Source organism: Nocardioides aquiterrae (assembly GCF_039526625.1).
Classification (GTDB): Bacteria; Actinomycetota; Actinomycetes; order Propionibacteriales; family Nocardioidaceae; genus Nocardioides; species Nocardioides aquiterrae.
Map to the genome: position 1 here is coordinate 15,992 of NZ_BAAAJE010000025.1, position 19,305 is coordinate 35,296.

The window sequence follows — 19,305 nt, forward strand, 5'->3', positions numbered from 1 at the left end:
AGCGTGCGTGCACTTCTTCTCGGGCTCCTCCTGCCGCTGCTGCTGACCTCCCCGGCCGCGGCCGCCCGCCCCGGGCTCGACCGCCCGGACCGCAAGGAGATCGCCATGGAGCTGGTCTCCAGCGCGGAGAACTCCACGCTGCACTGGCGGCGGCAGTACACCTACCTCGAGGACATCGGCGACGGCCGGGGCTACACGGGCGGGATCATCGGGTTCTGCTCGGGCACCGGCGACATGCTGGCCGTCGTACGGCGCTACACGCGCTCGCAGCCGGACAACCCGCTCGCCCGCTTCCTCCCGGCGCTGCGCCGGGTCAACGGCACCGACTCCCACCGCGGGCTGGGCCGGCCGTTCGTCCGCGCCTGGCACCGCGCCGCGCACGACGCGGGGTTCCGCCGGGCGCAGGACGCCGAGCGCGACCGGGTGTACTTCGACCCCGCCGTCCGGCGCGCCGCCCAGGACGGGCTGCGCACGCTGGGCCAGTTCGTCTACTACGACGCGATCGTCATGCACGGGCCGGGCCGCGACGCCTCGAGCTTCGGCGGGATCCGGGCCGCGGCGATGCGCGCGGCCCGGACGCCGGCTCAGGGCGGGGCGGAGGTGCGCTACCTGAACGCGTTCCTCGACGCCCGCAAGCGCGTGATGCGGCAGGAGGAGGCACACTCGGACACGTCGCGGATCGACACCGAGCAGCGTCGGTTCCTCCGCGAGCGCAACCTCGGCCTGCGACCGCCGCTCACCTGGCACGTGTACGGCGACCGGTACCACATCGGACGGTGAGGCGGTTCCGCCGCCCTCCGTCGGCGACGTGACGATCGACGGCGGCGTGCCTCCCCCGCAGTCAGGAGCGTTGCTCGCGACGGTCGTGCAGGCGTTGCTGGGCCGCCGACAGGTACGCCAGGCACGGCGCCTCGGTCCCGGGATGCTTCTCGACCAGGTGGAAGGTCCACCGGTCCATCGCGGCCAGGTAGCCGTTGTCGGCACCGGCCCGGTAGGTCGACCACGGGCGGTCTCCCCTGGCCACGCAGGTGGTGCAGCCGACCTTGTAGACGAACTGCTTCTCGTCGTCCAGGTCGATCTTCACCGTCGCCAACGGACCGGCCTCCGCAGCCGCCTTCCGCTCGCGAGCAGATCGGCTCGCCACCATGTCGTGCTCCCGTCGTCCTCGGCGGGCGAGCCTACGCCGCCCGGACCGGAGCAGGCGGCACCCCGGGTCAGCCCAGCGGCGCCCGCACCGAGCACCGCACGGCGTACCGCTCCCCCGCCACGTCCACCTCGAAGCCACCGGGCGCCAGCCACTCGCCGGTGACCGGGCCGTCGTGGCGCAGGTACGCGAGGCCCACGCACGAGCCCACGGTGGCGCCCCAGGCTGCGCTGGTCACCTGGCCCACGGGCGCGCCGTCGCGCAGCACCAGCTCGCCGCCCCAGAGCATCGGCTCGGTCGACTCGACCACGAACGACACCAGCCGACGCCGGGGCCCGCCGCCGGCCAGCCCAGCCCGGTGCGCCTCCAGCGCGGCCCGGCCGAGGAAGACCTTGGTGCCGCTCAGCGCGGTCGCGAAGACCAGCCCCGCCTCCACCGGTCCCGCGTCCGGCGTGAGCTCGCGGCCGAACGCGCGGTAGCCCTTCTCCAGCCGCAGCGACTCGATCGCGTAGTAGCCGGCGTCGGTGCCGCCGAGCGCGTCGTACACGGTCCCGGCGTCCCCGACCGGGACGAGCAGCTCCCAGCCCAGCTCGCCGACGTACGTCATCCGGGTCGCGCGCAGGTCGACCCCGGCCACGCGGACGAGCCGGGAGGTCGCGAACGGGAACCCCTCCTCCGACCAGTCGTCGCCGGACAGCCCCGCGAGCACCGAGCGGGACCGCGGCCCCATCACCCCGAGGACGGCGTGCTCCTCCGTCACGTCGCGCGCGGGCACGTCGTGCCGGGCCAGCCAGTCGAGGTCCCGGATCGTCGTGGCCGAGCTCGACACCAGCAGGAACGAGTCGCCGCCGGTCCGCGTGACGGTCAGGTCCGCCTCGTAGGTGCCGCGCTCGTTGAGGAACGGCGTGTACACGCACCGGCCGACCTCGACGTCGACGTCGGCCGCGCAGACCCACTGCAACCGCTCGAGGGCGGTCGGGCCGGCGACGACGTACTTGGAGAACGACGTCTGGTCGAAGACCGCCACGTCGGTGCGGCAGGCGACCTGCTCCGCCGCGGACCACGGCAGCCAGGACGGCTTGTCCCACGAGTACTCCAGCGCCGGCCCGAAGACGTTGGGCCGCTCCCAGCCCATGCGGGTGCCGAAGAGCGCGCCCCGCGAGGCGAGCCGGTCGTGGAGGGGCGAGGTCCGCTGCGGCCGGCCGGACTCCAGCTCCCGGTTCGGCCACGGGACCGCGTAGTGCAGGCCGAGCACCTCCGACACCCGCGACCGCAGCCAGCCGTTGTCGCCGTGGAACGGCGCGAACCGGCGTACGTCGACCGCGACCAGGTCGTCCTGCGGCTCCCCCGCCACGATCCACTCGGCCAGCGCCCGGCCGGCGCCGCCGGCGGAGGCGATCCCCACCGAGTTGAACCCGGCACCGACGAAGAAGCCGCGCAGTGTCGGGGCCTCCCCCAGCAGGAACTGGTTGTCCGGGGTGAACGACTCCGGCCCGTTGTAGAACTTCCGGACCCCGGTGTCCTCGAGGGCCGGGATCCGCAGCAGGGCCTGGTCCATGAGCACCGAGAAGTGGTCCCAGTCCTCCTCGAGCAGCTGGAACTCGAACGGGTACGGAAGATCGTCCGGCGCCCGCCACGGCTTCGCCTCCGGCTCGAAGCCGCCGACCACCAGGCCGCCGGTCTCCTCCTTGAAGTACGTCCAGCCGTCCGGGTCGCGCAGGATCGGCAGGTCCGGGTGCACGCCCGGGACCGCGTCGGTCACGACGTAGAAGTGCTCGGCGGAGTGCAGCGGCACGGTCACGCCGACCAGGTCGCCGAGCGCCTTCGCCCACTGACCTGCGCAGTTCACGACGACCTCGCACTCGACATCCCCATGATCGGTGCGGACGCCGTTGACGCGGTCGTCGGCGGTCGAGAACCCCGTGACGCGAACCCGCTCCGCGATCCGCGCACCGGCGAGCCGGGCGCCGCGCGCCAGCGACTGGGTCAGGTCGGCCGGGTTGACCTTGCCGTCGCCCGGCAGCCAGATCGCGCCGAGCAGGTCGTCGACCCGCATCGCCGGCCACAGCTCCTGCGCCCGCCCGGGCGACACCAGCTCGCAGGGCATGTCGTAGGCGACGGCGTTGGCGGCGGTACGCCGCAGCTGCACCATCCGGTCCTCGGTGCGCGCGACGATCACGCCCCCGACGTGCTGGTAGCCCGTCGCCAGCCCGGTCTCGGCCTCGAGCGAGGCGTAGAGCTCGGCGGAGTACTGCACCAGCCGGGTGCCGCTCTCGGACGCGCGCAGCGGTCCGACCAGCCCCGCCGCGTGCCACGTGGTGCCGCACGAGAGCGTGCCCTGCTCCAGCAGCAGCACGTCGGTCCAGCCGAGCTTCGCGAGGTGGTAGGCGACCGACGTCCCGATGACGCCACCGCCGACGACCACGACCTGTGCGCGGGACGGGAGCTCAGGCACGGGCGACATCCTCGAGCAGACGGGTGAGCAGCGGGCCGCGGAAGGTGGCCACGGCCTTCTCGTAGCGCTCCATCCCCCAGCCGCGGAAGTCGTACTCGATCGGGCTGGCCGCGGCCTGGATGAAGCCCCACAGCGACCAGCCGTACTCGCTGCACAGCATCTGCAGGCGCACCCGGGCGAGGTCGGCGCACGTGGGCGCGCCGAAGTAGCACTCGACGTACGCATCGACCTGCTCCGGCGCGAGGTTGCACTCCGTCGCGGTGTTCCCGAGCTCGAAGCACGGGTCGTTGTTGCCGGAGTACTCGTAGTCGATCAGCCAGGCGCGCCGGCCGTCGTCGATGAAGTTCGCCGCCAGCAGGTCGTTGTTGCACGGGACCGTGGCCCGCGGTGCGGCCGCGAGCGCCCGGCGCACCCCCTCCCACGCAGCGGCGTGGTCGTCGTACCCCGCCGGCAGCCAGTAGCCGTTCTCCCGGACCGTGCGCAGGTACACCGCCTGGCGGCGGAACATGTCGAAGTCGCCGGTGAACCGCGGACCGGCGTGCAGGCGCCGGCAGGCGTCGGCCGCACGGACGAGCACGCCCGGGTCGGCGAACGACGCGTCGACCAGCGCCTCCCCCGGCAGGAACGTGATCGCCAGCATCGAGAGGTCGGGCCGGTACTCGACGACCTCGGCGCCCACGCCCGCCTCCGCGGCGGCCGCGGTGTTGGCGGCCTCGGCGTCCCGGTCGATGCCGAGCAGCGCCGCGTCGCCCTGGGACCAGCGCACGACGAGGTCGAGCTCACCGTCGTCCGTCACGACGTGCAGGTTGCGGTTCGTCAGCCCGCCGGGCAGCTCGGAGACGCGCCAGGACCGCCCCGCCAGGCAGGCGAGGCGGCCCAGTGCGGGCTCGGTCAGCGGTCACTCCTCGAACGCGTCGATGACCGCCTGGTCGATCGTGTGCTTGGGTCCGGTGAACCACCGCTTCGCGGACGCCTGCCACCAGATCGTCAGCACGATCAGCGAGCCGACGGTCAGGATCGGCGCGTAGTTGACGAACTTCCACGAGAAGTTCTCGTTCCACGGGACCGCGAGCGGGGTGAACGGGAGGATGAAGTAGATCGAGATGATCAGGATCTCGGCGACCGCGACCAGGTTCATCCACTTGTACTTCGCGCCGTTGGTCCACGCGCCCGGCTGGAACGCGTCGCCCATCTTCCAGCGCAGGAAGATCGGGATCGCGAACGCCAGGTAGAGCCCGATCACGGCCACCGAGACGACGGCGTAGAACGCGGTCGGCACGATGATCGGGGCGTCCGGAGTACCGATGTTGACCTCGATCAGCGCCGGGAGCGTGATCAGCACGCCGACCACGGCCACGGCCACGACGGCGTTGATCGGGACCTTGTTGCCCGCGACCTTCGACCACATCCCCGACCCGGGGATCGCGCCGTCCCGGCTGAACGCGAACGTCATGCGGGACGCGCTCGTCAGGCAGGCGGTCGCGCAGAAGAGCTGACCGGCCGTGGAGATGACGAGGATCGTGATGTGCCACCGCTCCGGCAGCGCCTGGCCGAAGATGACGTCCGCTCCGTTGAGGCCGGAGTTGATCCCCGCCGTGACCCCGTCGGGGTCCTGCACCGCGTAGAGGAACGCGAGCAGCAGGATCCAGCCGCCGACCGCGGAGTAGAAGATCGAGCGCCAGATGCCCTTGGCGGCCCCGGTGCTGGCCTCGTTCGTCTCCTCCGAGAGGTGTGCCGAGGCGTCGAACCCGGTGATGGTGTACTGCGTCAGCAGGAAGCCCAGCGGGAGCACGAGGAACCAGAACGTCATCCCGCTGGTGGAACCGTCGGCGAACCCCGAGTTGTTGATGCGCTCGGTCCACACGAACGACGAGCTGGAGTGCTGCTCCGGGATCAGGATCAGGATGAGGATCACCGCGGCGGCGCCGGCCACGTGCCACCACACGGAGATGTTGTTGATCATCGCGAGCAGGTGCGCGCCGAACGCGTTCAGCAGCACGGCCATCACCATGATGAGCACGAACAGCACGAACACCCGCTTGAGGCTGTACCCGCTCGCCCAGCTGTCGCTGATCGTGCTCAGCGTGATGTCGAGGAAGGTCGCGGCGCCGTACGCCACCGACGCCGTGACCGCGACCAGGCCGATCAGGTTCAGCCACCCGGTGAAGAACCCGGCCGCCGGCCCGCCCAGCTTGGACGCCCACCAGTAGATGCCGCCCGAGGTCGGGTACGCCGAGACGAGCTCGGACATCGTGAATCCGATGATCAGGATGAACAGCGAGATGATCGGCCAGCCCCACGAGATCGCGATCGGGCCGCCGTTGCTCCAGCCCTGGCCGAACGTCGTGAAGCAGCCGGCCAGGATGGAGATGATCGAGAACGAGATCGCGAAGTTCGAGAACCCGGACCAGCTCCGGTTCAGCTCCTGGCGGTACCCGAGCCTCGCCAGGTGCTTCTCGTCCTCGCTGAGCTCTGAGACGTGATGAGCCGGGATCGGCTCGTGCGCTTCGGGCATGCGACACACCTTCCGGGGGCGATCGTGCGAATGTGAACCGGACGCTAGACCCGGCCGGATTCGGGTGTAAATACATGCCCGACAAAATGGTATGAACTCAGACCATTGCGCGACCTGCCATCGACTCCCGAGGATGTCCCCCGTGACCGCTTCGCCCCAGCACCTGCCGGAGGCGGTGCTGCGCCCGGTGCGCGGGCACCACGCCTTCGAGGCGTGTGTCGAGCAGCTGGCCACGGCGATCCGGCTCGGCGTCTACCCGCTCGGCACGACGCTGCCGCCCGAGCGCGAGCTCGCCGCGATCCTGCACGTCTCCCGCGCCACCCTGCGCGAAGCCATGGCGGCGCTGCGCGAGGCGGGACTGGTCGAGACCAGGCGCGGTCGCGGCGGCGGCACGGTCGTCACGCTCAAGCCGCGTACCCCGTCCGCCCGGGCCGCCGCGCGCGTCGCGCCCGAGCGCCGGCGCGACTGGCTGGACGCCCTCGAGTTCCGCAGCGTGGTCGAGCCCGGGGCGGCCTGGCTGGCCGCCCGCAGCCGGCCGACCGGCGTACGGCGCGAGCAGCTCGAGCGCGCGCTCGCCGACGTGCAGGCGGCCCGCAAGCCGGCGGCGCACCGGCAGGCCGACTCACGGTTTCACCTGACCGTCGCCTCGCTCGCGAACTCACCCCGGGTGATCGAGGCGGTCACCTCGGTGCAGGCGACACTGCACGAGATGCTGCTGGCGATCCCGGTGCTCGACACCAACATCGCCCACTCGGACCGCCAGCACGCCGCGCTGGTCAAGGCGATCCTGGCCGGCAACGCCGCCCGGGCGCGCACGGTCATGGAGGAGCACTGCGACGACACGGCCGCGCTGCTGCGCGGCCTCGTGGGTTAGGAGAAAGCGTGACGGAGCTCCGCAACAACCGGCACCTGACGATGGAGAACCTCGTGCAGCGCATCGACGCCGGCGAGATCGACACCGTCGTCGTGGCGTTCACCGACATGCAGGGGCGCCTGCAGGGCAAACGCCTGCACGGGCGCTACTTCGCCGACATCGTGGTGCCGCACGGCACCGAGGGCTGCAACTACCTGCTCGCCGTCGACGTCGAGATGAACACCGTCGACGGCTATGCGATCTCGTCGTGGGACAAGGGCTACGGCGACATGGAGTTCGTCCTCGACGACCGCACCATCCGGGTGCTGACCCACCTCCCCGCGACGGCCATGGTCCAGTGCGACCTGGTCTGGCCCGACCACAGCCCGGTGGTCCAGTCACCACGGGCGATCCTGCAGAAGCAGCTGGACCGGGTCGCCGCGCACGGCTGGCAGGCCCTGGCCGGCACCGAGCTGGAGTTCATCGCGTTCGACACGCCGTACGAGGAGGCGAGCCGGCGGCACTACCGCGACCTGACCCCGGCGAACCAGTACAACGTCGACTACTCGATCCTCGGCACCGCGCGCGTCGAGCCGCTGCTGCGGGCCCTGCGGAACACCATGTACGACGCCGGCCTGGACGTCGAGGGCGCCAAGGGCGAGTGCAACTTCGGCCAGCACGAGATCGGGTTCCTGTACGCCGACGCGCTGACCACCGCCGACAACCACGCCGTCTACAAGACCGTCGCGAAGGAGATCGCCGCCCAGCAGGGCAAGTCGATCACGTTCATGGCGAAGTACAACCAGCGCGAGGGCAGCTCCTGCCACATCCACCTCTCGCTGCGCGGACAGGACGGCGAGCTGGTCTTCTGGGACGGCGGCGAACGCACGCCGCTCTACGACCACTTCGTCGCGGGCGTGCTGGCGACCGCGGCGGACTTCACGCTGCTCTACGCACCGAACATCAACTCCTACAAGCGTTTCGCGGACGGGTCGTTCGCACCCACCACGATCGCCTGGGGCCTGGACAACCGCACCTGCGCACTGCGCCTGGTCGGCCACGGTGCCAGCGCTCGGATGGAGAACCGGATCCCGGGCGCCGACGTCAACCCGTACCTGGCGCTGGCGGCGATGCTCGCCGGCGGGCTGCACGGCATCGAGAACGAGCTGCCGCTGGAGCCCGAGCTGGTCGGCAACGCCTACCACTCCGACAAGCCCAAGGTCCCGCACACCATGGGCGCCGCCCGCGCGGCGTTCGCCTCCTCCGACGTGGCGCGGGCGGCCCTGGGCGACGAGGTCGTCGACCACTACGCGAACATGGCCGACGTCGAGCTGGCGGCGTACGACGCCACCGTGACCGACTGGGAGCTGCACCGAGGATTCGAGAGGCTGTAAGTGACCGACGTCTTCACCGTCATCAACCCCGCGACCGCACAGCCGGTCACCGAGGTGCCCGAGGCCGGCCTGGCCGAGGCCGACGCCGCCATCGAGGCGGCACACGCGGCGTTCCCGGCCTGGCGGTCGATGCCGCCGGGCGAGCGGGCCACGCTGCTGCGCCGCTTCGCCGCGGTGATCGGCGCACACGTCGACGAGCTCGCCGAGCTGGAGGTGCGCAACGCCGGCCACACGTGGGGCAACGCGCGTTGGGAGGCCGGCAACGTCCGCGACTGCCTGAACTACTACGCGGGCGCGCCCGAGCGGCTGTTCGGCCGGCAGATCCCGGTGGCCGGCGGGGTCGACGTGACCTTCCACGAGCCGCTCGGCGTGGTGGGGATCATCGTCCCCTGGAACTTCCCGATGCCCATCGCCGGCTGGGGCTTCGCACCCGCGCTCGCCGCCGGGAACACCGTCGTGCTCAAGCCCGCCGAGCTGACGCCGCTCACCGCGATCCGGATCGGCGAGCTCGCCCGCGAGGCCGGCGTCCCCGAGCACGTGCTCACGGTCGTCCCCGGCAAGGGCTCGGTCGTCGGCGAGCGGTTCGTCACGCACCCGCTGGTGCGCAAGGTGTGCTTCACCGGCTCCACCGCGGTCGGCAAGCGGATCATGGCCGGCTGCGCCGAACAGGTGAAGCGGGTGACGCTCGAGCTCGGCGGCAAGAGCGCCAACATCGTGTTCGCCGACGCGGACATCGACGCGGCGGCCGCGAGCGCGCCGTACGCCGTCTTCGACAACGCCGGCCAGGACTGCTGCGCCCGCTCGCGCATCCTCGTGGAGCGCTCGGCGTACGACGAGTTCCTGTCGAAGCTCGAGCCGGCCGTGACCGGCCTGCGGGTGCTCGACCCGAGCGACGAGGCGAGCGAGATGGGCCCGCTGATCTCCGCGCAGCAGAAGCGCGCCGTGACCGGCTACCTCGACGAGGTGGAGGTCGCGTTCGCCGGCACGACGCCCGGCGGCGACGGCTTCTGGGTGCCGCCGTCGGTCGTGACCGTCGAGGACCCGGGCGCCCGGGTCTGGCGCGAGGAGGTCTTCGGCCCGGTCGTGGCGGTGATGCCGTTCGACGACGAGGCCGACGCCGTCGCGAAGGCCAACGACACCGAGTACGGCCTGTCCGGCTCGATCTTCACCAACGACCTGGGCAAGGGGCTGCGGGTCGCCCGCGGCGTCGAGGCCGGCAACCTCAGCGTGAACTCGCACTCGTCGGTCCGTTACTGGACGCCGTTCGGCGGCTACAAGCAGTCCGGCCTGGGCCGTGAGCTCGGCCCGGACGCCCCGATGTCCTTCACCGAGACCAAGAACGTCTTCATTGCCCACTAGCCCGGTGGTCGAGCTTGTCGAGACCCCGCACGACGAAAGGCAGCAGCAACTCATGGCAGGACGCATCCAGGACCGGGTCGCGGTCATCACCGGCGGCTGCTCCGGCATCGGCCTGGCGACGGTCCAGCGCTTCGTCGAGGAGGGCGCGAAGGTCGTCATCGGCGACATCGACGACGAGCGCGGCCACCAGCTGGTGGGCCAGCTCGGGGGCGAGTCCGTGGCGACGTACGTGCACGTCGACGTGACGTCGAAGGACCAGGTCGACGCGCTGTTCAAGACCGCCAAGGACACCTACGGCTCGGTCGACATCGCGTTCAACAACGCCGGCATCAGCCCGCCGGAGGACGACTCGATCCTGGACACCGACCTGGACGCCTGGCGGAAGGTCCAGGAGGTCAACCTCACCAGCGTCTACCTGTGCTGCAAGGCCGCGCTGCCGTACATGCTCGAGCAGGGCAAGGGCTCGATCATCAACACCGCATCGTTCGTGGCGGTGATGGGGGCGGCGACGTCCCAGATCTCCTACTCCGCGTCCAAGGGCGGGGTGCTCTCGATGACCCGCGAGCTCGGCGTCCAGTTCGCGCGCCAGGGCGTCCGGGTCAACGCCCTGTGCCCCGGGCCGGTGAACACGCCGCTGCTGCAGGAGCTGTTCGCCAAGGACGCCGAGCGCGCGGCCCGCCGCCTGGTGCACGTGCCGATGGGCCGGTTCGGCGAGCCCGAGGAGATGGCCGCGGCCGTGCTCTTCCTGGCCTCCGACGACTCCTCGTTCATGACCGCCAACACGTTCCTCGTGGACGGCGGCATCTCCGGGGCCTACGTCACGCCACTGTGATGCCCGCTCCCCTCATCGGCCTCACGACCTACCGCGAGGAGGCGGCCTGGGGCGTGTGGCGCCAGCGCGCCGACCTGCTGCCGACGCAGTACGCCGCCGCCGTCGAGGCGACCGGCGGCGTCCCCGTGCTGCTGCCGCCGGTGGGCCAGGCCGGTGCGGCCGACGTCGTGGTCGCCCGGCTCGACGGCCTGGTGATCAGCGGCGGCGCGGACGTCGACCCGGACCGGTACGGCGAGGAGCCGCACCCGCGGACCGCGGGCTGGCGGCCCGACCGGGATGCCTGGGAGGCGGCTCTGCTGGACGCCGCCGACGCCACCGGCCTGCCGGTGCTCGGCGTCTGCCGGGGGATGCAGGTGATGGCGGTGCACGCCGGCGGCGCGCTGGAGCAGCACGTCCCCGACCTCGTGGACCACCAGCAGCACTCCCCCGGCGGCGACGAGTTCGGCGCGATCGAGGTGACCACCGTGCCCGGGACCCGGGTCTCGGGTCTCGTCGGCGACCGGCTGTCGGTCAACTGCCACCACCACCAGTCGGTCCGCACGCACCCGGGCTTCGACGCCGTGGCCCACGCCGCGGACGGCACGCTCGAGGCGATGGAGGCGCCCGGCGAGCGCTTCTGCCTGGGCGTGCAGTGGCACCCCGAGACGGCGGCAGACGTCGGCCTGCTGGCCGGCCTGGTCCGCGCGGCCGCCGCGTACGCTGCGCAGCGATGACCCTGGTCTCCGCCCACCGCTGCCTCACCGCGGCGGACATCGAGGCCGCGATCGCGCTCGGTGCCGACTTCGTCGAGATCGACGTGCAGCGCACCGCGGACGGGTCGCTGGTGCTGCACCACGACCCGATCGACGTCGCTCCGCCCGACCTCCTCCGGTACGACGAGGCGCTCGCGCTGATCGCCGGGCGGACCCGGGCGCACCTGGACCTGAAGTTCCAGGGCGACGAGGTCGCCGCGGTCGCGCGGGCGGTCGACCTGCTCGACGCCGACGACCTGCTGGTCACGACCCACGACGACGTCGCCGTGCGCGCGATCCGCGACTGGGCCGACGTGGCGGGCCACTCGCTGATGGTCGGCCTGTCGCTCGGCCGCGGGGTCCGGGGCTTCGCGATGTGGCAGGCGGTCAAGGTGCGGGTCTCGGAGCTCTGGCCGGAGGTGCGCTACCACGACTCCCGCGCGAACGTCGTGGTCGCGCACCACACGCTGGCCCGGCTCCGCGTGGGCCGCTTCGCGCGCCGGCACCGGCTGCCGCTGCTGGTCTGGACGGTCGACACGAAGCGCTCGCTCGCGTACTGGATGAAGCCCGGCCGCGCCTGGCTGGTGACGACCAACGAGCCGGCGCTCGCCCTCGGCCTGCGGGCTGGCAGGATCTCGCCATGACCAGCGGAGCCTTCGACGAGCTCGTGCCCGACGTCCTGGGCGAGCCCTACCTGGCCGAGACCATCCACCTCCCGCCCGACGAGGAGGGGCCGGTCGTCGCCACGCTCGTCGTACGCCGCGCCGCCGAACCCACCCGCAAGGCCGTGCTGCACGTGCACGGCTTCTGCGACTACTTCTTCCAGACGGCGTACGCCGAGTGGTGGAACGAGCGCGGCTACGACTTCTACGCCGTGGACCTGCGCAAGTACGGCCGGTCCCTGCGGCCGCACCAGACCCCGAACTACGTGACCGACCTGCGCGAGCACTTCCCCGACATCGACGCCGCCCTGCACCGCGTCGTCGAGCGCGACGGGCACGACCACGTGGTGGTCAGCGCCCACTCCACCGGCGGCCTGATCACGTCGCTGTGGGCCAACGAGCGGCACCCCGCGATCGCCGGCATGGTGCTGAACTCGCCGTGGCTGGACATGCAGGGCGGCCGGCTGATCCGCGGCATCGGCACGAAGGTGATCAAGGCCGTCGGCGCCCGGCGCCCGAAGCGGGTGATCCCGCGGACCCCGGAGGGTCACTACGGGCGCAGCCTGCACGTCGAGCACGACGGCGAGTGGATGTTCAACACCGAGTGGAAGCCGCTGGACTCCTTCCCGGTGACGTTCGGCTGGCTGCGGGCGATCCGGAGGGGGCACGACGAGCTGCACGCGGGCCTCGACGTCGGCTGCCCGGTGCTGGTGCTCTCCTCAGCCGACACCCGCTGGCCCCAGGAGATGGGCCCGGACGCGCACGGCTACGACATCGTGCTCGAGGTGCCGCAGATCCGGCAGTGGGCCAGCGCCATCAGCAGCCACGTCACCTACGTCGCGATCCCGGGGGCGCGGCACGACGTCGTGCTCTCGCAGGAGGGGCCGCGGAAGCAGGCGTACGCCGAACTGGAGCGCTGGGCCACCGCCTACGTCGACTGACGCCGCCGGCCCTAGCGGTCCGGCAGGGGGTCGCCGTCGAACCGCTCCAGGCGGACCAGCTCCTCGACCGGGACCCGGCGCAGCTTGGTGACCTCGCGGACCGGCTTCCCGATCGGGACGACCGCGGCCACGGCGTACTGATCCGGGATCCCGAGCAGCTCCCGGACCGCCGGCTCCTCCGCCACCGCCATCGTGGTGATGGTGCCGCCGAAGCCCTCGTTGCGCGCGGCCAGCAGGGTGTTCCACACCAGCGGGTAGACCGACGCGCCGCTGATCATGCCGACCCGGTCGAGGTCCTGGTCCATCGCCGCGACCACGCCGAGGTCGACCACGAACACCAGGACCGCGGCCGCGGTGAGGACCGGCTTCGTGAACGCCTCGGGGACCTCGGTGGCCGCGATCTCGTGGGCGGACGGCGCGGGCGGCTCGAGCGGGTTCCACGGGCTCTGCCCGGCCTTGATCTGGGCGACGTAGCGGCGCACCGCCGGCTCGTTGAGCCGGGCCAGCTGCTCGCGGGTGGCCGGGTCGCGGACCACGATGACGCGGGTGCCCTGCCGGTTCCCGCCGCTGGGCGCGAACCGGGCGTTCTCGAGGATCCGGCGCAGCGTCTCGTCGGGCAGCGGGTCGCCGGTGAACTCCCGGACGGCGGGCGTGGTCCGCATGACGTCGTACAGCTCCATGTCCGGTCACGCTAGCGTGCTCGCCATGAACCCTGTGATCGGACTGTCCCTCGGCCGGATCGCGGTCGGCGCCGCCGCCGTGGCCAACCCGCAGCTCGTGGCGAAGAACCTCGGGCTGGACCCGGTGTCGAACCCCCAGGTCCCCTACGTCACGCGGCTCTTCGGCCTGCGGGAGGTCGCGCTCGGCCTGGCCACGCTGACCACCGGGGGCAGGTCCCGCACGGGCGTGATCGGCATCGGCGTGCTCGTCGATGCCGGCGACGCCGCGACCAGCTACCTGGCCATGCAGGACGGTCAGATCTCGCGGAAGGCCGGGCTCACCCTCCTGGCTCCCGCCGTCGGCGCGGTCGCCTCCGGCCTGCTCGCCCTCGTCCGGCGCGGCTGAGCCTCAGGTCAGCAGGAAGACCGCCAGCGCCACGAGGCCGACCAGCACGATCACCACGCGGAGCACGGTGCCCGGCAGGCGCCGGCCGACCGTCGCGCCCAGCTGGCCGCCGATCACGGAGCCGATGCCGATCAGCAGCACGACCCACCAGTCGACGTCGGCGACGACGGCGAAGATCAGGCCGGCAACGGCGTTGACGATCGCGGCGAGGACGTTCTTGACGGCGTTGAGCCGTTGGAGCGTCTCGGCGATCCCGATGCCCATCACGGCCATCAGCAGGACGCCCTGGGCGGCGCCGAAGTAGCCGCCGTAGACACCGGTGACGAAGACCGCCGGCCAGACCCACCAGGTGCCGTGGTGCGGGAGCCCGCCGGTCGCCTCGTGCTGCCGCGCGACCCACGCGGAGATCCGGGACTGGAATACGACCAGCACCAGGCCCAGCACGATCAGCACCGGCACGATCGCCTCGAACGCCCCGGCGGGCAGCACCAGCAGCAGCACGGCGCCCGCCGTGCCGCCGAGCAGGGAGGCGACGCTCAGCCGCAGCACCCGCGAGCGCTGGCCCTCGAGCTCGCGGCGGTAGCCGACCGCTCCGGAGATCGAGCCGGGCACCAGGCCGATCGTGTTGGAGACGTTCGCGGTCACCGGCGGGACGCCGAACGCCAGCAGGGTCGGGAACGTGATCAGCGTTCCCGACCCCACCACGGTGTTGATGGTGCCGGCCGCGACCCCCGCCAGCAGGACCGCGACGATCTCGAAGGGACTCACTGGGCGGGCGGCGCCTCACCGGGGTCGATCGCGGGATCGGTCTCCTCGGGCCCCGCATCCGCGGCGGTCGAGGAGCGGCCGGGGTTGGCCGCGCTGGCGGCCTCGGCGATCGCGGCCTCGACGGCGGCGTTGGTCTCGCTGAGCTCGGCGTCGGTCTTCGGCTGCTGCGGCTCGGCCGGCCCCATGTCGACCCGCTTCCGCGGCCCCTCGACGTGCTGCGGGATGCCCTGCAGGTTCGTCATCGTCGAGCCGAGGCCCTCGAGGGCCTTGCCGATCTCGCTCGGCACGATCCAGACCTTGTTCGCGTCGCCCTCGGCGATCTTCGGCATCATCTGGAGGTACTGGTAGGCCAGCAGCGACTGGTCCGGCTGCCCGTCGTGGATCGCCTGGAACACCGTCTGGATGGCCTGGCCCTCACCCTGGGCCCGCAGGATGGACGACTCCCGGTCGGCCTGGGCGCGCAGGATCTGCGACTCACGGTCGCCCTCGGCGTTCAGGATCGCGGACTGCTTGTTGCCCTCGGCGGTGAGGATCGCCGACTGCCGCTGGCCCTCCGCGGTGAGGATCAGCGCGCGCTTGTCACGGTCCGCCCGCATCTGCTTCTCCATCGCGTCCTTGATCGACGGCGGCGGGTCGATGCCCTTGATCTCCACGCGGTTCACGCGGATGCCCCACTTGCCGGTCGCCTCGTCCAGCACGCCGCGCAGGCCGTTGTTGATCTCCTCGCGGCTGGTCAGCGTCTGCTCGAGGTCCATGCCGCCGACGATGTTGCGCAGCGTGGTCATCGTGAGCTGCTCGACGGCCTGGATGTAGTTGGCGATCTCGTAGGTCGCCGCGATCGGGTCGGTGACCTGGAAGTAGATGACGGTGTCGATCGAGACCACGAGGTTGTCCTCGGTGATCACCGGCTGGGGCGGGAAGCTCACGACCTGCTCGCGCAGGTCGATGAGGTAGCGCACCTTGTCCACGAACGGCACCACGATGTTGAGGCCGGCGGGCAGCGTCTTGAGGTACTTGCCGAACCGCTCGACCACGCCGGCGCGCGCCTGCGGAATGATCCGCACGGTCTTGGCGAGCAGCACGATCACGAAGAGCAGCAGCAGCGCGAGCAGTATCAGGATCACGAGGGGCACGTGACTCTCCTATCTCCGTCGGTCACTCGCCGAGCTCGGCGACCGGGTGGACGTACGCCGTGGCGCCGCGGATCTCGAAGACCTCCACGGTCGCCCCTGGCTCGATCGTGATGTGCTCGTCGTACGGCGCGGCGGTCCAGGTCTCCCCCGCCAGCTTGATCTGGCCGACGTTGAGCCCGGTGATGCGCTGGGTGACGACCGCGCGCTGCCCGACGAGCTTGCTGTGCCCGAGCCGGAGCTCGGGCCCTTGGTGCAGCTTGGCCACGAGCCCCGGCCGCACCAGCGCGAGCATCGCGATCGACGCGACGCCGGCGATCAGGATCTGGGCGACGACCGCCGCGCCGAGCGCGGCGCTCACCCCACCGGCCAGGGCGCCGACGGCGAGCATGATCAGGACCAGGTCGAGGCTCACCAGCTCCGCGGCGCCCAGCACGGCGGCGACGCCGAGCCAGGCCGCCCAAGCGTGCTCGCTCAGCCAGTCCATGACCTGACCCTAGCCTGACCGTCAGCGGTGCCGGGTGCGCCGGCGCGCGCTCCAGCGGCCGTCCTCGTGGGACAGCACGAGCGGCATCCCGAACGTCGCCGCCAGGTTGGTCTCGGTGATCACGTCCTCGAGCGCTCCGGACGCGACCACCCGGCCGGCCCGCAGCAGCAGCGCGTGCGTGAACCCGGGCGGGATCTCCTCGACGTGGTGGGAGACGAGCACGGTCGCCGGCGACCCCGGGTCGGCCGCCAGCACCGACAGCGTGGACACCAGGTCCTCGCGGCCGCCGAGGTCCAGACCGGCGGCCGGCTCGTCGAGCAGCAGCAGCTCGGGGTCGGCCATCAGCGCGCGGGCGATCTGCACCCGCTTGCGCTCCCCCTCGCTCAGCGTGCCGAAGGTGCGGTCCACCAGGTGCACCGCGCCGACCTCGGTCAGCAGCTGCGCGGCCCGCTCGTGGTCGAGGTCGTCGTACGCCTCCCGCCAGCGGCCGACCACGCCGTACGACGCGGACACGACGACGTCGTGGACGCGCTCGCCGCGGGGCACCCGCTCGGCCAGCGCCGCGCTGGTCAGCCCGATCCGCGGGCGCAGCTCGAACACGTCGACGGTGCCCAGGACCTCGTCGAGGATGCCGGCGACGCCGGCGGTCGGATGGATCTGCGCGGACGCCACCTGAAGCAGCGTGGTCTTGCCGGCGCCGTTCGGCCCGAGAATCACCCACCGGTCCTTCTCCTCGACCCGCCACGAGACGCGGTCGAGCAGGGTGGCCTGTCCGCGCCGGATGGTCACGTCGGCGAAGTCCAGCACGGCGGTCATGTCACTCACCCTATCGAGGGCCGTCGCACCGCCCGCGCGTATCCTCGGCGGCCGTGACGACCCTGCTCCCGCCCGCCGCGCGGCTCGCGTGGTGGGGCACCGCGTGGCTCCGCGGGCACGCCGTCACCGACCTGGTCCTGGACGCCGTGATCGGCGGGGACGCGACCCATGTCGTCGCGGACCTGCCCGGCGCGGACGGCACCGCCACGCTGGTCGAGGGGCTCGCCGAGCTGCGCCGGCTGGGCGCGACGTCGTTCGGCGCGGCGTTCCCGGCCGAGGGCGACCCGCTCGGCCTCGGCGGCCCGGCTGACTTCAACCGGGAGGCGCTGGACGCCGGCGAGGCGGTCGTCGTCGAGGGCAGCGGCCTGGGCCTGGTCCCTCGTCGGACCGGTGCCGCGGTGGTGTGGACGGCGCACCCGGCGGCCCGGCGCCAGCTCCCCGACGTGGGCGAGGCCGACCGGGAGCTGCGTCGCGGGCTGCTGGAGACGGCCGAGGCGCTGGCCACGCTGGACGTGGCCCGCTGGCGACCGGAGGTCGCGGACCGGCTGATGGACCTGCGGCACCGTGAACCGCTGGCCGCGCCCGACGGGGTCCCCGCGCGGTGCGTCGCCCTGGCCGCGCGCGGCCTGCAGGCGACCGGCATCGTCGAGCTGGCGCTCGAGGACGACGGCGCGTCGATCACGGCGTACGAGGTGCAGCAGCGCCGCGCCGCCCTGGTGCCGCTCGACCGCGCGGGGCGGCGCGCGCTCACAGCGGCGTGCTCGCCCGAGGCGTGGCCGCCGGCCTAGGCCGGCCGGCCCGGACGATAGCCTCGCCCGTGTCATGAGCGACCCGAAGCCGGAGACCCTTCTCATCACCCTCGCGGGCAAGGACCGCCCGGGCGTGACCTCCTCGGTCTTCGCCGCGCTCTCCGGAGCCGGCGTCGAGGTCCTCGACATCGAGCAGATCGTGCTGCGCGGCCGGCTTATCCTCGGCGTGCTCGTGACCGCGCCGCGCAACGTGCGGCGGGTGAGCGACGCCGTCCGGGAGACCGCTCAGCGGCTCGGCATGGCGGTCGACGTCGAGGGTGGGGTCGGCGACAACAAGGCGCGCGGCTCCGGGCGCTCCCACGTCACCGTGATCGGGGCGCCGCTGCGCGCCTCCGCGATGGCGGCGGTCGCGGGCCGGATCGCGGACGCCGGCGCCAACATCGACCGGATCGAGCGGATGGCCCGCTACCCGGTCACCGCGATCGACCTGCACGTCAGCGGCGCCGACACCGACGCGCTGCGTACGGTCCTCGCCGCCGAGGCCGCCCGTCAGGCCATCGACATCGCCGTCCAGCCCGCGACCCTGCTGCGGCGCGGCACCCGGCTGATCGTCATGGACGTCGACTCGACGCTGATCCAGGGCGAGGTGATCGAGATGCTCGCCGCCCACGCCGGCTGCGAGGCCGAGGTCGCCGCGGTGACCGAGGCCGCGATGCGCGGCGAGATCGACTTCGAGGAGTCGCTGCGGTCCCGGGTCGCGCTGCTGGAGGGTGTGCCGGAGTCCGCGCTCGACGAGGTGTACGACGCGATCGTGCTCGCGCCGGGCGCCCGCACGATGGTGCGGACGCTGCGCCGGCTCGGGTACCGGTTCGCGATCGTCTCCGGCGGGTTCTCGCGCATCACCGACCGGCTCGCCGCCGACCTGGGCATCCACTTCTCCCGCGCCAACGAGCTCGAGATCGTCGACGGCCGGCTCACCGGCCGGATCGTCGGGCCGGTCGTCGACCGCGCCGGGAAGGCCGCGGCGCTGCGCGAGTTCGCGGCGGAGATCGGCGTGCCCGACGCCGCCGTGATCGCGATCGGCGACGGCGCCAACGACCTCGACATGCTCAACGCCGCCGGGCTCGGCATCGCCTACAACGCCAAGCCGCTGGTCCGCGACGCCGCGGACACCGCCGTCAACGTCCCGTACCTCGACACGATCATGTACCTGCTCGGCATCAGCCGCGAGGAGGTCGAGGCCGCCGACGCCGAGGCCGGCATCGTGACGCCCGCCCCGCCGGTCTAGCGGCGGGTGCCCGGCGTCGGTTTCCCCGGTCGACCGGGGAAACCTGTACTTGTCGGCCGAAGTTTCGAATCTCCTGACTGATGTGTGGGTCAGGTTCGGCCGGGGAGGACGGGTCG

At 72.3% G+C, this 19,305-nt stretch carries 20 protein-coding genes; 11 read left to right on the forward strand and 9 right to left on the reverse strand.

Going from position 1 to position 19,305, the window contains the following annotated elements; all coding sequences use genetic code 11:
• Positions 1-3: 3 nt before the first annotated feature.
• Positions 4-780, forward strand: coding sequence for a chitosanase (locus ABD086_RS20220; protein WP_343909561.1), 777 nt, complete (start codon positions 4-6; stop codon positions 778-780).
• Positions 781-841: 61 nt separating this feature from the next.
• On the opposite strand, the gene ABD086_RS20225 is transcribed toward ABD086_RS20220, so the two are convergent.
• The 4 genes from ABD086_RS20225 to ABD086_RS20240 form a co-directional block, all read right to left on the reverse strand.
• Positions 842-1,084: a hypothetical protein gene (locus ABD086_RS20225; RefSeq protein ID WP_343909563.1), complete on the reverse strand. Its 243-nt coding sequence runs from the start codon at positions 1,082-1,084 to the stop codon at positions 842-844.
• Positions 1,085-1,214: 130 nt separating this feature from the next.
• A complete protein-coding gene (locus ABD086_RS20230; protein WP_343909565.1) occupies positions 1,215-3,608 on the reverse strand; it encodes a GcvT family protein in 2,394 nt (797 codons plus the stop codon).
• Entirely contained in the window at positions 3,592-4,494 is a 903-nt protein-coding gene (locus ABD086_RS20235) for an LPS biosynthesis choline kinase (RefSeq protein ID WP_486348036.1), read from the reverse strand. The genes ABD086_RS20230 and ABD086_RS20235 overlap by 17 nt, the downstream gene beginning before the upstream one ends.
• A gap of 3 nt (positions 4,495-4,497) precedes the next feature.
• Complete coding sequence (locus tag ABD086_RS20240) at positions 4,498-6,114, reverse strand: amino acid permease (RefSeq protein ID WP_343909569.1); 1,617 nt, start codon at positions 6,112-6,114, stop codon at positions 4,498-4,500.
• A gap of 133 nt (positions 6,115-6,247) precedes the next feature.
• Between ABD086_RS20240 and ABD086_RS20245 the strand changes: the two genes are divergently transcribed.
• Genes ABD086_RS20245 through ABD086_RS20275 form a run of 7 tightly spaced genes read left to right on the forward strand, consistent with a single transcriptional unit; the run spans position 6,248 to position 12,886 of the window.
• On the forward strand, positions 6,248-6,988 hold the full coding sequence (locus ABD086_RS20245) for a FadR/GntR family transcriptional regulator (RefSeq protein ID WP_343909571.1): 741 nt from the start codon (positions 6,248-6,250) through the stop codon (positions 6,986-6,988).
• Between the two features lie 8 nt (positions 6,989-6,996).
• A complete protein-coding gene (locus ABD086_RS20250) occupies positions 6,997-8,361 on the forward strand; it encodes a glutamine synthetase family protein (RefSeq protein WP_343909572.1) in 1,365 nt (454 codons plus the stop codon).
• On the forward strand, positions 8,362-9,720 hold the full coding sequence (locus ABD086_RS20255) for an aldehyde dehydrogenase family protein (protein WP_343909574.1): 1,359 nt from the start codon (positions 8,362-8,364) through the stop codon (positions 9,718-9,720). It begins immediately after the preceding gene.
• Positions 9,721-9,772: 52 nt separating this feature from the next.
• Positions 9,773-10,552, forward strand: a complete 780-nt coding sequence (locus tag ABD086_RS20260) for a 3-oxoacyl-ACP reductase (protein WP_343909576.1) — start codon at positions 9,773-9,775, stop codon at positions 10,550-10,552.
• Positions 10,552-11,265 carry a gamma-glutamyl-gamma-aminobutyrate hydrolase family protein gene (locus ABD086_RS20265; protein WP_343909578.1) on the forward strand — a complete coding sequence of 238 codons (714 nt, stop codon included), beginning with the start codon at positions 10,552-10,554 and terminating at the stop codon, positions 11,263-11,265. Before ABD086_RS20260 ends, ABD086_RS20265 begins: the two co-directional genes overlap by 1 nt.
• Positions 11,262-11,927 (forward strand): glycerophosphodiester phosphodiesterase, encoded by a 666-nt coding sequence (locus tag ABD086_RS20270; protein ID WP_343909579.1) that lies wholly within the window; start codon positions 11,262-11,264, stop codon positions 11,925-11,927. Before ABD086_RS20265 ends, ABD086_RS20270 begins: the two co-directional genes overlap by 4 nt.
• Positions 11,924-12,886 carry an alpha/beta hydrolase gene (locus tag ABD086_RS20275; protein ID WP_343909581.1) on the forward strand — a complete coding sequence of 321 codons (963 nt, stop codon included), beginning with the start codon at positions 11,924-11,926 and terminating at the stop codon, positions 12,884-12,886. Before ABD086_RS20270 ends, ABD086_RS20275 begins: the two co-directional genes overlap by 4 nt.
• 11 nt (positions 12,887-12,897) lie before the next feature.
• On the opposite strand, the gene ABD086_RS20280 is transcribed toward ABD086_RS20275, so the two are convergent.
• Complete coding sequence (locus ABD086_RS20280; protein ID WP_343909583.1) at positions 12,898-13,566, reverse strand: nitroreductase family protein; 669 nt, start codon at positions 13,564-13,566, stop codon at positions 12,898-12,900.
• Between the two features lie 25 nt (positions 13,567-13,591).
• On the opposite strand from ABD086_RS20280, the gene ABD086_RS20285 reads away from it, so the two are divergent.
• A complete protein-coding gene (locus ABD086_RS20285; RefSeq protein ID WP_343909585.1) occupies positions 13,592-13,951 on the forward strand; it encodes a hypothetical protein in 360 nt (119 codons plus the stop codon).
• Positions 13,952-13,954: 3 nt separating this feature from the next.
• Here ABD086_RS20285 and ABD086_RS20290 read toward each other — a convergent pair whose 3' ends face one another.
• From ABD086_RS20290 to ABD086_RS20305, 4 genes are read right to left on the reverse strand one after another with little or no spacing between them, the layout of a single operon-like run.
• Positions 13,955-14,719, reverse strand: coding sequence for a sulfite exporter TauE/SafE family protein (locus ABD086_RS20290; RefSeq protein ID WP_343909587.1), 765 nt, complete (start codon positions 14,717-14,719; stop codon positions 13,955-13,957).
• Positions 14,716-15,852 (reverse strand): SPFH domain-containing protein, encoded by a 1,137-nt coding sequence (locus ABD086_RS20295; protein WP_343909589.1) that lies wholly within the window; start codon positions 15,850-15,852, stop codon positions 14,716-14,718. Before ABD086_RS20295 ends, ABD086_RS20290 begins: the two co-directional genes overlap by 4 nt.
• A 22-nt stretch (positions 15,853-15,874) precedes the next feature.
• A complete protein-coding gene (locus tag ABD086_RS20300; RefSeq protein ID WP_343909591.1) occupies positions 15,875-16,336 on the reverse strand; it encodes an NfeD family protein in 462 nt (153 codons plus the stop codon).
• Between the two features lie 21 nt (positions 16,337-16,357).
• The gene (locus ABD086_RS20305) at positions 16,358-17,152 is read right to left on the reverse strand and encodes an ABC transporter ATP-binding protein (protein ID WP_343909593.1); all 795 of its coding nucleotides are present in this window, start codon (positions 17,150-17,152) and stop codon (positions 16,358-16,360) included.
• Between the two features lie 53 nt (positions 17,153-17,205).
• On the opposite strand from ABD086_RS20305, the gene ABD086_RS20310 reads away from it, so the two are divergent.
• Positions 17,206-17,940: a hypothetical protein gene (locus ABD086_RS20310; RefSeq protein WP_343909595.1), complete on the forward strand. Its 735-nt coding sequence runs from the start codon at positions 17,206-17,208 to the stop codon at positions 17,938-17,940.
• A 34-nt stretch (positions 17,941-17,974) separates the two neighbouring features.
• Positions 17,975-19,189, forward strand: coding sequence for a phosphoserine phosphatase SerB (serB, locus tag ABD086_RS20315; RefSeq protein ID WP_343909597.1), 1,215 nt, complete (start codon positions 17,975-17,977; stop codon positions 19,187-19,189).
• Positions 19,190-19,305 lie beyond the last annotated feature (116 nt).

Bases quoted from the DNA above. Each gene is read 5' to 3' on its own strand.
- ABD086_RS20305 (WP_343909593.1), bottom strand. From the start codon at position 17,152: ATGACCGCCGTGCTGGACTTCGCCGACGTGACCATCCGGCGCGGACAG.
- ABD086_RS20260 (WP_343909576.1), top strand. From the start codon at position 9,773: ATGGCAGGACGCATCCAGGACCGGGTCGCGGTCATCACCGGCGGCTGC.
- ABD086_RS20230 (WP_343909565.1), bottom strand. From the start codon at position 3,608: ATGTCGCCCGTGCCTGAGCTCCCGTCCCGCGCACAGGTCGTGGTCGTC.
- ABD086_RS20275 (WP_343909581.1), top strand. From the start codon at position 11,924: ATGACCAGCGGAGCCTTCGACGAGCTCGTGCCCGACGTCCTGGGCGAG.
- ABD086_RS20270 (WP_343909579.1), top strand. From the start codon at position 11,262: ATGACCCTGGTCTCCGCCCACCGCTGCCTCACCGCGGCGGACATCGAG.
- ABD086_RS20300 (WP_343909591.1), bottom strand. From the start codon at position 16,336: ATGGACTGGCTGAGCGAGCACGCTTGGGCGGCCTGGCTCGGCGTCGCC.
- ABD086_RS20245 (WP_343909571.1), top strand. From the start codon at position 6,248: ATGTCCCCCGTGACCGCTTCGCCCCAGCACCTGCCGGAGGCGGTGCTG.
- ABD086_RS20240 (WP_343909569.1), bottom strand. From the start codon at position 6,114: ATGCCCGAAGCGCACGAGCCGATCCCGGCTCATCACGTCTCAGAGCTC.
- ABD086_RS20280 (WP_343909583.1), bottom strand. From the start codon at position 13,566: ATGGAGCTGTACGACGTCATGCGGACCACGCCCGCCGTCCGGGAGTTC.
- serB (WP_343909597.1), top strand. From the start codon at position 17,975: ATGAGCGACCCGAAGCCGGAGACCCTTCTCATCACCCTCGCGGGCAAG.
- ABD086_RS20285 (WP_343909585.1), top strand. From the start codon at position 13,592: ATGAACCCTGTGATCGGACTGTCCCTCGGCCGGATCGCGGTCGGCGCC.
- ABD086_RS20265 (WP_343909578.1), top strand. From the start codon at position 10,552: ATGCCCGCTCCCCTCATCGGCCTCACGACCTACCGCGAGGAGGCGGCC.